The following is an 11,875-nucleotide window of genomic DNA, read 5'->3' as shown; positions in this document are numbered from 1 at the left end:
GATGAACATGCAACGACTTCTTCGCCACCTTGCGACCACGGATCGCGCAGTCCGCCGCGCCTTCCCCCCGCGTGCCCTGGATGCGATCGAGCAGGCCATCCGCACGGGAGAGTTCCAGCATGGGGGCCAACTGCGCTTCGTGGTCGAGGGTGCGCTGGACGGATCGCCACTGTGGCGCAACCAATCGCCGGGCGAGCGGGCGCTGGACCTGTTCGCACGCCTGGGTGTGTGGGATACGGCGCACAACAGCGGCGTCCTGATCTACGTGCTGCTGGCCGACCGGGCCGTGGAGATCGTGGCCGATCGCGGCATCCATGCCTGTTGCGGTGCCGAAAGGTGGTCGGCTGTGTGCCAGCGCATGGAAGCCCAGTTTGCGCAGGGACGCTTCGAGGCCGGAGCCCTGGAAGGCATCGTGGCCGTCAGCCACCTGCTGGTGCAGCACTTTCCGCGGGGCGCGGACCACGGCAACGAGTTGCCGGATCGGCCGGTCCTTCTTTGAACGACAACATCCTTGGAGACCTACCATGCAACTTCAATTTCTGGGTGCCACCGGCACCGTGACCGGTTCCAAATACCTGCTGCGCCATGGCGACGCGACCATTCTGGTGGACTGCGGCCTGTTCCAGGGATTCAAGCAGCTGCGCCTGCGCAACTGGGAGCCGCTGCCGGTCGCGCCCAAGACCGTCGACGCGGTCGTGCTCACCCACGCCCACATCGACCACAGCGGCTACCTGCCACTGCTGGCGCGACAAGGCTTTCGCGGCCGGGTTTACTGCACGTCCGCGACGCACGAGCTGTGCAAGATCCTGCTCACCGACAGCGGCCATCTGCAGGAGGAAGAGGCGAAGTTCGCCAACCGGCACGGTTTCTCCAAACACCAGCCCGCGCTGCCGCTGTACACCCGTGAGGACGCCGAGCGCTGCCTGAAGCTGTTCGCGCCACGTCCGTTCTCTCAGGACTTCGAGGCGCTGCCCGGACTCACCGCGCGGTTGACGCCTTCCGGGCACATGCTCGGCTCGGCCTTCGTGCACCTCAACGACGGCCGGCGATCCGTGCTCTTCTCCGGCGACATCGGCCGGCCCAACGACCCGGTGCTGCGCCCGCCGGTGCAGGTCCCCGGCGCCGACTACCTGCTGGTGGAATCCACCTACGGCAACCGCAAGCATGAAGCGTCCGACGCACTGGCGCAGCTGGAGACTGTCATCAACAAGACGGCCGCCCGTGGAGGGGTCGTGGTCATCCCAGCGTTCGCTGTCGGCCGAGCGCAGAGCCTGATGTACGGCATCTACCAGCTCAAGAAGCAAGGGCGCATCCACCAGCACCTGCCCGTGTACCTGGACAGCCCGATGGCCATCGATGCCACACGGCTGTACCACGCCCATCGCGACGAGCACCGGCTCTCGCCCGAGGAATGCGAGGGCATGTGCCATGCCGCGAAGATCGTCAACAAGGTCGAGGAGTCCAAGGCGCTCAGCGCCGGTCGTGGACCGATGGTCATCATCTCCGCCAGTGGCATGGCCACGGGAGGACGCGTGGTGCACCACCTCAAGTCATTCGCGCCCGACCATCGCAACACCATCCTGTTCGCCGGCTACCAGGCGGGCGGCACCCGTGGCGCCGCGATCGTGCACGGCGCGTCCACCGTCCGCATCCATGGCCAGGACGTGCCGATCCGCGCCGAGGTGGCCTCGCTCGACAACCTTTCCGCCCACGCCGATGCCGACGAGATCCTCGCGTGGATGCGCGGCTTCACGCAAACACCGCGCCGAACCTTCGTGACCCACGGCGAGCCGGAGGCGGCCGATGCGCTGCGCGCGCGGATCGACCATGAACTGGGCTGGTCGGTTGCCGTGCCCGAGTACCTGCAGACGGTGGATCTGGTATGACGGCGCACCTGCACGAGACCGGCACCGGCACCGGCACCGGAGAGGATGGCGTGAACACGCTGCAGGCGTGGCGCACCGGCATCGACACCCATCAGGAGCCGGTGGTCTACATGCGGCGCGACTGCCCTGTCTGCCGGTCGGAGGGTTTCACGACCCAGGCGCGCGTGCAGCTGACGGCCGGCCGCCGCAGCATCGTGGCGACGCTCAGCGTCGTCGATGGGGATTGGCTGGCCGAGAACGTCGCTGGCCTGTCCGAATCGGCATGGGCGTCGCTGGGGGCGCAGCCGGGCCAGCTGGTCACGGTGACCCATGCACCGCCGCTGGATTCGCTCAGCCATGTCCGGGCCAAGGTCTACGGCAATGCCCTGGGCGATGCCGAGTTCAGCGCCATCATCTCCGACGTCGCGGCGGGCCATTACTCTGACCTGCATCTGGCCACCTTCATCACCGCCTGCGCCGGCGATCGCCTGGACCTCGCGGAGACCGTCTCGCTCACGAAAGCCATGATTGGCGTCGGTGACCGCATCGATTGGGGGCGCCCGCTGGTGGTGGACAAGCATTGCGTCGGCGGCCTGCCCGGCAACCGCACGACCCTGCTCGTGGTGCCCATCGTGGCCGCCTGCGGCCTCACGACGCCCAAGACCTCCTCGCGCGCCATCACCTCGCCGGCCGGGACGGCCGACACAATGGAGGTGCTGGCGCCGGTGAACCTGGATGTGCGGAGCATGCGGCGCGTGGTCGAACGCACGGGCGGCTGCATCGTCTGGGGCGGCTCGGTACGGCTCAGCCCCGCCGACGACATCCTCATCCGCGTCGAGCGGCCGCTGGACCTGGACAGCGAGGGCCAGCTCGTCGCCTCGGTCCTGTCCAAGAAGGCCGCTGCGGGCTCGACCCATGTGCTGATCGACCTGCCCGTGGGTGCCACCGCCAAAGTGCGCAGCGCGCAGGCCGCGGCGGCGCTCGGTCGGCGCCTGCAGGAGGTGGGCAGCGCCATCGGCCTGCACGTGGCCTTGCGCGTCACCGATGGTGAGCAGCCGGTCGGCCGCGGGATCGGCCCGGCACTGGAGGCCCGCGACGTGCTGGCCGTCCTACAAGGGACGCCCGAGGCCCCGGCCGACCTGCGGGAGCGAGCGTTGCGGCTGGCGGCGGACATCCTCGAAATGGGCGGTGCAGCGCCCGCCGGCGGCGGCCTGACGCTCGCCACGCAGGTGCTGGCCGACGGCCGCGCCTGGGCCACGTTCCAGGCGATCTGCGCTGAGCAGGGCGGCCTGCGCAGCATCCCGGTGGCAACGCATCGGCACACCGTCGCATCGCCGTCCACGGGACGGGTCTCCCGAATCGACAACCGGCTGCTCGCGCGGGCGGCCAAGCTCGCCGGAGCACCGACCGCCGCTGCCGCCGGCATCGACGTGCATGCGCGCCTGGGCGACCAGGTCGAAGCGGGACAGCCGCTCTTCACGCTGCACGCCCAGGCGCCGGGCGAGCTGGCCTATGCGCTGCAGTTCGTCCGCTCGCGCCCACCGATCTTCCAGATTTCGGAGAACCTATGAAACCTCTCGTTTTTCACCTGCCGGGCGACGAAGACTTCGCCGATGGACTGATCCGGGCGTTGTGCGCGCAGCGGGCTGCCCTGCAACTGCACCGGTTCCCGGACGGCGAGTCGCTGGTGCGGCTGGACGCCGACGTCACCGGCCGCACCGTCGTGATCGTGGCCAGCCTGGCACAGCCGGACGCCAAGGCGCTGCCCTTGTTGTTCGCCGCGGACGCAGCGCGCGACCTCGGCGCCACCCGCGTGTTGCTGGCTGCCCCGTACCTGGCGTACCTGCGTCAGGACCGGCGCTTCAACACGGGCGAAGCCATCACGTCCCGCACGTTCGCTGCGCTGGTGTCGACGGTGTTCGACGGTGTCGTCACCGTCGATCCCCATCTGCACCGCTACCGCTCGCTCGGCGAGGTCTACCGGGTGCCGACCCGTGTGGTCCAGTCCGCGCCCGCCATCGCGGCCTGGGTCGCAGCCCATGTGGACCGTCCCGTGTTGATCGGACCCGATGCGGAAAGCGAGCAATGGGTCCAGGAAGTCGCGCGCTTGGCTGGCGCGCCGTTCACGGTGTTGCAGAAGATCCGCCGGGGCGACAAGGACGTGGAGGTCAGCCTTCCCGACACCGCGGCCCTGGCAGACCGCCAGCCCGTGCTCATCGATGACATCGTGTCCAGCGCGCGCACGATGATCCAGGCAATCGCCAGTGTGCGCAGCGTGGGATTGCCGCCACCGGTGTGCATCGGGGTGCACGCCCTGTTCGCCGCCGACGCGTACCACGCACTTCTTGCGGCAGGGCCCCAGCGGGTGGTGACCTGCGACACCGTGCCGCATGTCTCCAACGGCATCAGCGTGGTGGCACCGCTGGCGACAGCGGTGCAGGAACTGATGGAAGCCGGCGCGCCATGAGCCGCTGCGCCGCGCTCGCCATGACGCTCACGATCGAGGGGAGATGACTGCCCATGTGCTTTTCCGCACCCGCCAGTTTCACGGCCGCAGCGGTTCTGCTGGGCCTGGGGACCGTCACCATGCGCCGGGCCCGCTCACGGCGCGAACTGCCGTATGCCGCCATCCCGCTGCTGTTCGGGGTCCAGCAACTGCTCGAAGGCATGCTGTGGCTGACGTTCCCCGACCGCGCGCCCTTGCTGAACGTGGCGCTGACGCATCTCTACTCGTTCTTCTCGCACGTCCTGTGGCCGATCTACGTCCCGCTGGCTGCGCTGGCGCTGGAGAGCGTCCGTTGGCGCCGTCGGGTTCTGGTGGCCATTGCAGTCGCGGGCGCGCTCGTCGGTCTGTACCTGCTGGCGATGCTGGTGAAGCTGCCCATCACGGCCCGCGTGGTCGGCCAGCACATCCTCTACGACTCGCCGCACTTCTACGTGATGACCACGATGGCCCTGTATCTGATCGGCACCTGCGCAAGCCTGATGGTTTCTAGCCACCGGCGCGTGGCGGCTTTTGGGGTGGCCGCCTTTGTCTCCGCAATCGCCGCCTACATGTTCTATGCAACCTGGTTCATCTCGGTGTGGTGCTTCTTTGCCGCTGTGCTCAGCTTCATCGTGCTGTGGCAGTTCCGTGAGCCCCGAGCGAGGCTGGCCGTACCATGACGAATCCTCCGGCCAGATTCAAGCCCGCACTGGCCTACGCGGACTGCGGCCCCACGCAGGGCCCGATGCGCCGCGCGGCGTTCTTCACGGTTCAGTTGCTCGACGGATTCGAGACCATGCGCGATGCGGTCGCCGGCCGGCTGCCGACGGTATTCGCGCAAGCGGGACTCGCGCAAGGCACCAAGATCGGGCACTTCATCGCCGCGTTCTGCATCCTGTCCCTGCACCGGGTAATCGAGGAGGGCTCATGACCGCACAAAACCGTCTGTCCGTTCTGTTCTCCGACATCGCACCGGCGGACCAGGCCGCGCTGCAGCAACGGCTTCCGACCCACTGGCACGCGCATTTCGTCCAGAACGAACGCCTGGTGGTATCCGATGTCGGCGATGAAGACACCGAGGTGCTGTGCGTCTTCGTGCGCACGCGCGTTGACGAATCGGTGCTCCGGTTGCGGCCGCGCGTGCGGCTCGTGGCAACGCGCTCCGCGGGCTTCGATCACATCGACCTGCAGGCTTGCCGCCGACGCGGCATTGCCGTGTGCCACGTGCCGGACTATGGGTCCGCCAGCGTCGCCGAACATGCCTTCGCGCTGCTGCTGGGCGTGGCTCGCCATCTGACACAAGCCCACGAGCGGGCGCGCCAAGGTTCGTTCGCTTACCGCGGCCTCACCGGCTTCGAGCTGGAAGGCAAGACGCTGGGCATCGTCGGGCTGGGCCGGATCGGGCGCCACGTGGCCCGTATCGCCCTGGGCTTCGGCATGGAAGTTCTCGCGTACGACCCGGCCCTCGCCCCATCGCTCGACATCACGGCAGCGCCCATCGCCGGCGTCCGCGTGGTGACGTGGGAGCAGATCCTGCAAAGCAGCGATGTTCTGAGCCTTCATGTTCCGGCCACGCAGGCCACGCACCACCTTCTCGATGGGCAGGCCTTCGCGCGCATGAAACCGGGCATGGTACTGATCAACACGGCACGGGGTGCGCTCATCGACGAGGCCGCCCTGCTGCACGCACTGGAGGCAGGTACCGTCGCCGCAGCAGGACTGGACGTGCTGGAACAGGAAGGGGATCTGTCTCCCGAAGTGCCCACGGGCTGCGGCGGACTGGGTTGCGATACCGGCTGGTCGGCATCCAGCCCACTGCTGACGCATCCGCGTGTGCTCGTGACACCGCATGTCGGGTTCAATACGTCGGAGGCGATCGCGCGCATCCTCGACGAGACCATCTCGAACATCGCAGCCTGGCATGCGGGCCGCCTGCGCAACAGGTTGGATGAGCCATGACGCGACCGAACCGCCCCGTTTCCACCGTGCGTCTTGCGGGCCGCCCAACGCAACGCTCGGCGCTGCGCCGGGCCACGCAGATCGCTATGGCCCTGAGCGGGTTCCTGCTCTGGGTGGCCTGGCACCGGGGCCTGATGCGCTGTGATACCCACCGGGCGGCCGACCGCTTCGCCGAAGTGCTGCAGCGATTGGGCACGACCTTCGTGAAGCTGGGCCAGCATCTCAGCCTGCGGGCCGACATTCTGGCGCCCGATGCGCAAGAGGCTCTGGCCAGCCTGCAGGCCAATGTGGCGCCGTTTCCTCCCGAGCAGGCGGTCCAGGAGGTCGAGGCGGCGCTCGGCCGCCCATGGCAGCAGCTCTTCGCACGCTTCGACATGCACGCGCTCGCCGCGGCCTCGATCGCCCAGATTCATCGTGCAGCCCTGCCGGACGGGACGGAAGTGGTGGTGAAGATCCGCCGCCCTGGCGCGGCCGAGCAGGCCGAGACCGACATGCGCATCCTGCGCCGCATCGTCCTGGTCATGCAGGGGCTCGTGCCCTCGCTGCGTCGCTGGGGGCTGGCAGCCATCGTGGACGAGGTTGCGGCCAACTTCCGCTACGAGATGGATTTGTCGCGCGAGGCAGCTTCCGTGCGACGTTTCGCCGACGCCTGGCGCGGCTCTGCCGACATCGTGATCCCCGACGTGGTGGACGGCCTGTGCACGCCGACCGTCATGGTCCAGCAGTTCAGCCACGGAGCTCACCTGCACGGTCTGCCTTCGTCCACCGCGGTGGCGGCCGCGGGCAAACTCGTGGACAGCTACGTCGCCCAGATCTTCCGCGATGGCTTCTTCCACGGCGACCCCCATCCCGGCAACGTCTTCGTGATGGACGATGGCCGCATATGCCTGCACGACTTCGGCATCGTGGGCCGGGTCGACGGCAACATGCGGCGGGCGCTGGTGGCGTTCGCCCTGGCCTTCGTCGAGCAGGATGCCGAATGGGTGGTCGATGCCTGGCTCGACCTGGGCCTGCTCGGCGACGGCACCGATCGGGCCGTGTTCGTGCCTGTCGTGCGTGCCCTGGTCGCAGACTGCGCACAGAGGCCGCTGAAGGACTGGTCGCTCTCAGGTGCTCTCGCGCAGCTCGTGGCGGCGGGCCGGACCCAGGAAGTCCGGCTGCCCAGGGACCTCCTCGTGCTCACGCGTACCCTGTTGTTGCTCGAAGGGACGGTGCGCCTGCTGGCACCCGAGTTTTCCATCATCGAAGCCATCTCTCGCCACACGACCACGGGCGTCTTCGACGAGCCCAAGTCTGCGGCATCGCAGCGTCTGCCCTATGAACTGGGGAACGCGGCCCACGCCCTGCCCTCCCTGCTGGCGCGGCGTCTGCACAGCGTCTTGCGGCAGGGTGACCTGCTGCAACTGTCGATCAAGCCGGATGCCAGGATGCTGAGCGGGATCGACCGCCTCGGCCGTCGCGTCGCGCTGGCGCTCGTGACGCTCGGCCTGTACATCGCATCGAGCTTGTTGATGCAGCACGGCGTGGGCCCGCGCTGGGGCGACATGCCGGTACTCGCGCTGCTGGGCTATGCGCTGGCGATCCGGTTCACGTTTTCCATCGCGCGCAGCCGCGGCTGAGGCGCCTCATCAAGCAAGGAGTCAGGCATGAACAAGGTCAGAGTGGCGGTGAACGGATACGGTGTGATCGGCAAGCGGGTGGCGGATGCGGTCGCACTCCAGGAGGACATGGCGCTAGCCGGCGTCGCGGATGTGGTGCACGACTATCGCCTGCAGGTGGCCGCGCAGCGCGCTTTCCCGATTTACGCGGCGACCGCTGAAGCCGCACAATCGATGCGTGCTGCGGGGCTTCCTGTCGCGGGCGATCTGGCCGACCTGCTCGCCAACGCGGACGTCGTGGTCGATTGCACACCCAAGAAAGTCGCCGCGGTCAACAAGAGGGCGTACGACGCTGCCGGTGTGAAGTCCATCTTCCATGGCGGCGAGTCCCACGCGTTGACCGGTCATTCGTTCGTCGCGCAGGAGAACTACGCAACCGCGATCGGCCGCACCTCCACCCGGGTGGTGTCCTGCAACACGACGTCGATCGTGCGCACCCTCGGGGCGCTTCGGACAGCGGGCCTGCTCAAGCGAGCCCGCGGGACGCTGATCCGCCGGGCTTCCGACCCGTGGGAGGCGCATGCGGAGGGCATCATCAACACGCTCGTGCCGGAGAAGACGATCCCCAGCCATCAGGGACCGGACGCGCGCACTGTGATCCCGGACCTGGACGTCGTCACGATCGCGGTCAAGGCGCCGCACAACAGCAGCCACCTGCACACCTGGTGGGTCGAACTGACGAGGCCGGCCACGCGCGACGAGGTGCTGGCGGCCTTTCGCGCTGCGCCACGGATCGCGTTCGTGCGATCCTCGGATGGTCTCGTGGCCCTCAACAGCACGGTGGAACTGATGGCCGATCTCGGCCGCCCGCGCGGCGACCTGTGGGAGGTCGCGTTGTGGGAGGACGTGCTTTCGGTCGAAGGCGATCAGGCGTACTACACCTACCAGGTCTTCAACCAGGCGATCGTGATTCCCGAAACCATCGATGCCATTCGCGCCTTGAGCGGCATCGAGACCGATCCCCAGGTGTCGATGGCGCGCACCGATGCTTCGCTGGGACTGCAGCGTGATTTCATCCGCGACCGCGTCCAGGTTCGACGATGAGTGAATTCGATGATCCCGCGCTGGTCGGGCTCGGGCTGGCACTCGCTTCGGGACTTCTGATCGGCCTGGAACGGGGATGGCAGCAACGCGAGCGGCCCGAGGGACATCGCGTCGCGGGCGTTCGCACCTTTGCGCTGATCGGCCTGCTCGGCGGCCTTGGCGGGCTGCTGGCCCAGCGCTGGGGAGCCGGCATGCTCATCGCGCTGCTCGTACTCGTCGGGGTGTATCTGGTGGTGGGCTACCTGGTGACGGCGCATATGCATGCCGTGATGGGACTGACCACGTCCGTCGCCGCCCTTGCGACTTTCGCCATCGGGGCGCTGGCGACCAGTGGCGCTTGGCGCGTTTCGGCGGTCGCCGCCGTGGTCGTGCTGGCGCTGCTGCGTTTCAAGCAGCTCTTGCACGCCGGCGTCGGCAAGCTGTCCGAGGCGGAGATCAGCAGCGGCACGCAGTTGCTGTTGATCAGCGTGGTCGTACTGCCCGTACTCCCTGATCGTGGCTTTGGCCCCTATGAGGCGTTGAATCCCTATCGCCTTTGGTGGGCCGTTGTCCTGCTGGCAGTGCTGTCGTTCGCTGGGTTCGTCCTGATGCGCTCGCTCGGCAGGAAACGAGGGCTGGTATTCACAGCGCTGCTCGGCGGGATCGTGTCGAGCACCGCCACCACGGCCACGTTGGCGCGCTGGGCCGGGCAGACGCCAGGCTGGCGTCCACTGGCAGCGGCGGGGGCGGCGCTCGCCTGCGCAGCCATGTTTGCGCGCATGGCGGCTCTCGTCGCCATCGCAGCCCCCGGCATCGGCTGGGACCCGGTGGTCATCTTCGTGGCCATGGCCGTGGCTGGCGGTGTTCTGGGGACGTTCCTGGCAGCGCGGTCGCCCGCCGACGACTTGCCCGAACTTCAGCTTGGCAACCCATTGCAGCTGCGCTCCGCGCTCCAGTTCGCAGCCTTCCTGGCCGCGGTGATGCTGGCAGGCCGCTTTCTTGCCGATCGCTTCGGGGATGCCGGCGTCATGCTGACCGCCGCTGCCTCGGGTCTGGTGGACGTCGATGCGATCACGCTCTCGATTGGCCGCCTGGTGACCGAGGGCGCCGTCACCGCCGCTTCGGCCACCCTGGCCTTGTTCATCGCCGCATCCGTCAATCAGGTCACCAAACTTGTCCTGTTGATGTCGCTGGCCGGTAGGGCGCTCGCATGGAGAGTGCTGCCGTCGTACGCGGCCATGGCTGCTGCTGGCTTTGCCGTCGCCCTGGGCTTGACCTGAAACAGCGATCAGCTATCGAAGGCCACCGATCGCGCCAGACTCTCCTGCGCTTCAAGAGCAGACAGCCTGCCCTTGAGCGCCGCCTGGATGACGCCGAAGGCGTCACCGCCCAGCGCCACCCGAAGCGGTGGCTTCTCGCTCGTGGCCGTGTCGAAGATCCGGTGCGCGATCTTCTGCGGATCGAGCGTGTACAACTCGTCACCCGCGTTCTCGAACATCGCGCGAATCTGTCCAGCAGGCGTGTCCTGATAGGCGGGGTTCGCCAGCGCGTACTGCAAATTGCGGCTGAAGCTCGTGCGTGCGCCGCCCGGTTCAATGAGTGTGACGAAGACCCCAAACCCCTCCAGTTCCTGGCGAAGGCATTCGCTGAAGCCTTCCAGACCCCATTTCGCGGCGTGGTAAAGACTGCTGGTCGGCAGGGAGCCTTGGCCACTGGCGCTGGAGATTTGGATGATCCGACCGGCTCGCCGTGTGCGCATGGCGAGAATGAAAGCCCGCGTGACGTGCACCGGCGCCAGCAGGTTGAGGCTGATCTGCCCTTCGATGTCCGCGTCGGAAAACTCTTCGGTGGCGCCGATGATGCCGCCGCCGGCGTTGTTGACCAGGACATCGACCGGGCGGCGGGCCTCGGCGCGCTGGACCACGGGTGCGATGTCCCCCTTCACGGTCACGTCGAGCCGTTCGACAACGAGCTGGTCACCGTAGCGTGCTGCCAGGTCGTCGAGCGTCTCGGGACGCCTGACGGTGGCCGTGAGGTCATCCCCCGAAGCCAGGATGATTTCGGCAAGATGGCGACCGATGCCGCTGGATGCGCCGGTGAGGAACCAATGTCTGGACATAAATGCACTCCTGTGGTTTACTTACCAACTAGTTTGTAAGTTAATGGCGCCCGTGTCAAGCGATGATGGGCGCTCGGATGAAATGTTGTTGAGGAGTAACGGCCCATGGCCAAGAGACGTCCCGCCGAGACCCAGCAAATGCTGCTGGACGCTGCGCTGGGGGAATTTGCCGAGAACGGGCTGGCGGGGGCACGAATTGACCGGATCGCGGCGGCTGCAGGCATCAGCAAGCCGATGCTTTATGTCCATTTCGGGGACAAGGAGGCTCTCTTCGACGCCGTGCTCAGCCGGGAAATCCTCGCCGCGGCGCAGGACGAGCGCTTCGATGCGGACGATCTTCCCGGCTATGCAGGGCGCACCTACGATTTGCTCACCGAGCGGCCGCACCTATGGCGGCTCATGACCTGGTTCCACCTGGAGCGAGGCCAAGAAGTGCTCCTGCTTCCCGCCGGTCACAGCGTACTGGAAGCCAAACATGCGGCCATCACCGCTGCCCAGGCGGAAGGACGCATCACCGCGGATTTCACGCCTGATGAGATCGTGCGACTGGTAGCGACGGTCGTGCAAACGTGGTGCATGGCACCGGCGGCGAGGGATTCGCAGGAGCACGAGGCGCGCAGACGGGCGATTCAGTTGGCGATTGCGCGGATGCTTTCGCCTGGCGAATCCCCTCTCCAGCGCAGGAAAATGGTTGACGCCTCGCGCTGAACGCCCGGACAAGGAAGTGCTACTTGGCACGGGAGGACGACATTCAGGCGCGACGTGG

The 11,875-nt window shown here is 67.4% G+C and carries 12 protein-coding genes; 11 read left to right on the top strand and 1 reads right to left on the bottom strand.

The window, feature by feature from the left end:
• Window position 1 precedes the first annotated feature (1 nt).
• From HV742_RS07015 to HV742_RS06970, 10 genes are all read left to right on the top strand, one after another.
• Window positions 2-499 carry a TPM domain-containing protein gene (locus HV742_RS07015; protein WP_003121538.1) on the top strand — a complete coding sequence of 166 codons (498 nt, stop codon included), beginning with the start codon at window positions 2-4 and terminating at the stop codon, window positions 497-499.
• 25 nt (window positions 500-524) lie between these two features.
• Complete coding sequence (locus tag HV742_RS07010) at window positions 525-1,886, top strand: MBL fold metallo-hydrolase (RefSeq protein ID WP_003090261.1); 1,362 nt, start codon at window positions 525-527, stop codon at window positions 1,884-1,886.
• Complete coding sequence (locus HV742_RS07005; protein WP_023098529.1) at window positions 1,883-3,436, top strand: thymidine phosphorylase family protein; 1,554 nt, start codon at window positions 1,883-1,885, stop codon at window positions 3,434-3,436. The genes HV742_RS07010 and HV742_RS07005 overlap by 4 nt, the downstream gene beginning before the upstream one ends.
• Window positions 3,433-4,332 (top strand): ribose-phosphate pyrophosphokinase, encoded by a 900-nt coding sequence (locus tag HV742_RS07000; protein ID WP_023098528.1) that lies wholly within the window; start codon window positions 3,433-3,435, stop codon window positions 4,330-4,332. The genes HV742_RS07005 and HV742_RS07000 overlap by 4 nt, the downstream gene beginning before the upstream one ends.
• A gap of 53 nt (window positions 4,333-4,385) precedes the next feature.
• Window positions 4,386-5,030 (top strand): DUF6629 family protein, encoded by a 645-nt coding sequence (locus HV742_RS06995; protein WP_003121541.1) that lies wholly within the window; start codon window positions 4,386-4,388, stop codon window positions 5,028-5,030.
• The gene (locus HV742_RS06990; RefSeq protein WP_023098527.1) at window positions 5,027-5,281 is read left to right on the top strand and encodes a hypothetical protein; all 255 of its coding nucleotides are present in this window, start codon (window positions 5,027-5,029) and stop codon (window positions 5,279-5,281) included. The genes HV742_RS06995 and HV742_RS06990 overlap by 4 nt, the downstream gene beginning before the upstream one ends.
• A complete protein-coding gene (locus tag HV742_RS06985; protein WP_023098526.1) occupies window positions 5,278-6,309 on the top strand; it encodes a hydroxyacid dehydrogenase in 1,032 nt (343 codons plus the stop codon). Before HV742_RS06990 ends, HV742_RS06985 begins: the two co-directional genes overlap by 4 nt.
• An 86-nt stretch (window positions 6,310-6,395) precedes the next feature.
• Complete coding sequence (locus HV742_RS06980) at window positions 6,396-7,928, top strand: ABC1 kinase family protein (protein WP_174818326.1); 1,533 nt, start codon at window positions 6,396-6,398, stop codon at window positions 7,926-7,928.
• A 27-nt stretch (window positions 7,929-7,955) separates the two neighbouring features.
• On the top strand, window positions 7,956-9,011 hold the full coding sequence (locus tag HV742_RS06975) for a type II glyceraldehyde-3-phosphate dehydrogenase (RefSeq protein ID WP_023098524.1): 1,056 nt from the start codon (window positions 7,956-7,958) through the stop codon (window positions 9,009-9,011).
• A complete protein-coding gene (locus HV742_RS06970) occupies window positions 9,008-10,270 on the top strand; it encodes an MgtC/SapB family protein (RefSeq protein WP_023098523.1) in 1,263 nt (420 codons plus the stop codon). The genes HV742_RS06975 and HV742_RS06970 overlap by 4 nt, the downstream gene beginning before the upstream one ends.
• An 8-nt stretch (window positions 10,271-10,278) precedes the next feature.
• On the opposite strand, the gene HV742_RS06965 is transcribed toward HV742_RS06970, so the two are convergent.
• Entirely contained in the window at window positions 10,279-11,109 is an 831-nt protein-coding gene (locus HV742_RS06965) for an SDR family oxidoreductase (RefSeq protein WP_023098522.1), read from the bottom strand.
• Window positions 11,110-11,214: 105 nt separating this feature from the next.
• Between HV742_RS06965 and HV742_RS06960 the strand changes: the two genes are divergently transcribed.
• A complete protein-coding gene (locus HV742_RS06960) occupies window positions 11,215-11,817 on the top strand; it encodes a TetR/AcrR family transcriptional regulator (protein WP_023098521.1) in 603 nt (200 codons plus the stop codon).
• The last annotated feature ends 58 nt before the right edge of the window (window positions 11,818-11,875 follow it).

The sequence above is a fragment of the Achromobacter ruhlandii genome, from assembly GCF_902859695.1.
GTDB classification, from domain to species: domain Bacteria; phylum Pseudomonadota; class Gammaproteobacteria; order Burkholderiales; family Burkholderiaceae_B; genus Achromobacter; species Achromobacter ruhlandii.
The sequence above is the reverse complement of the archived record's forward strand: the minus strand, read 5'-3'. Positions and strand labels throughout refer to the sequence as shown.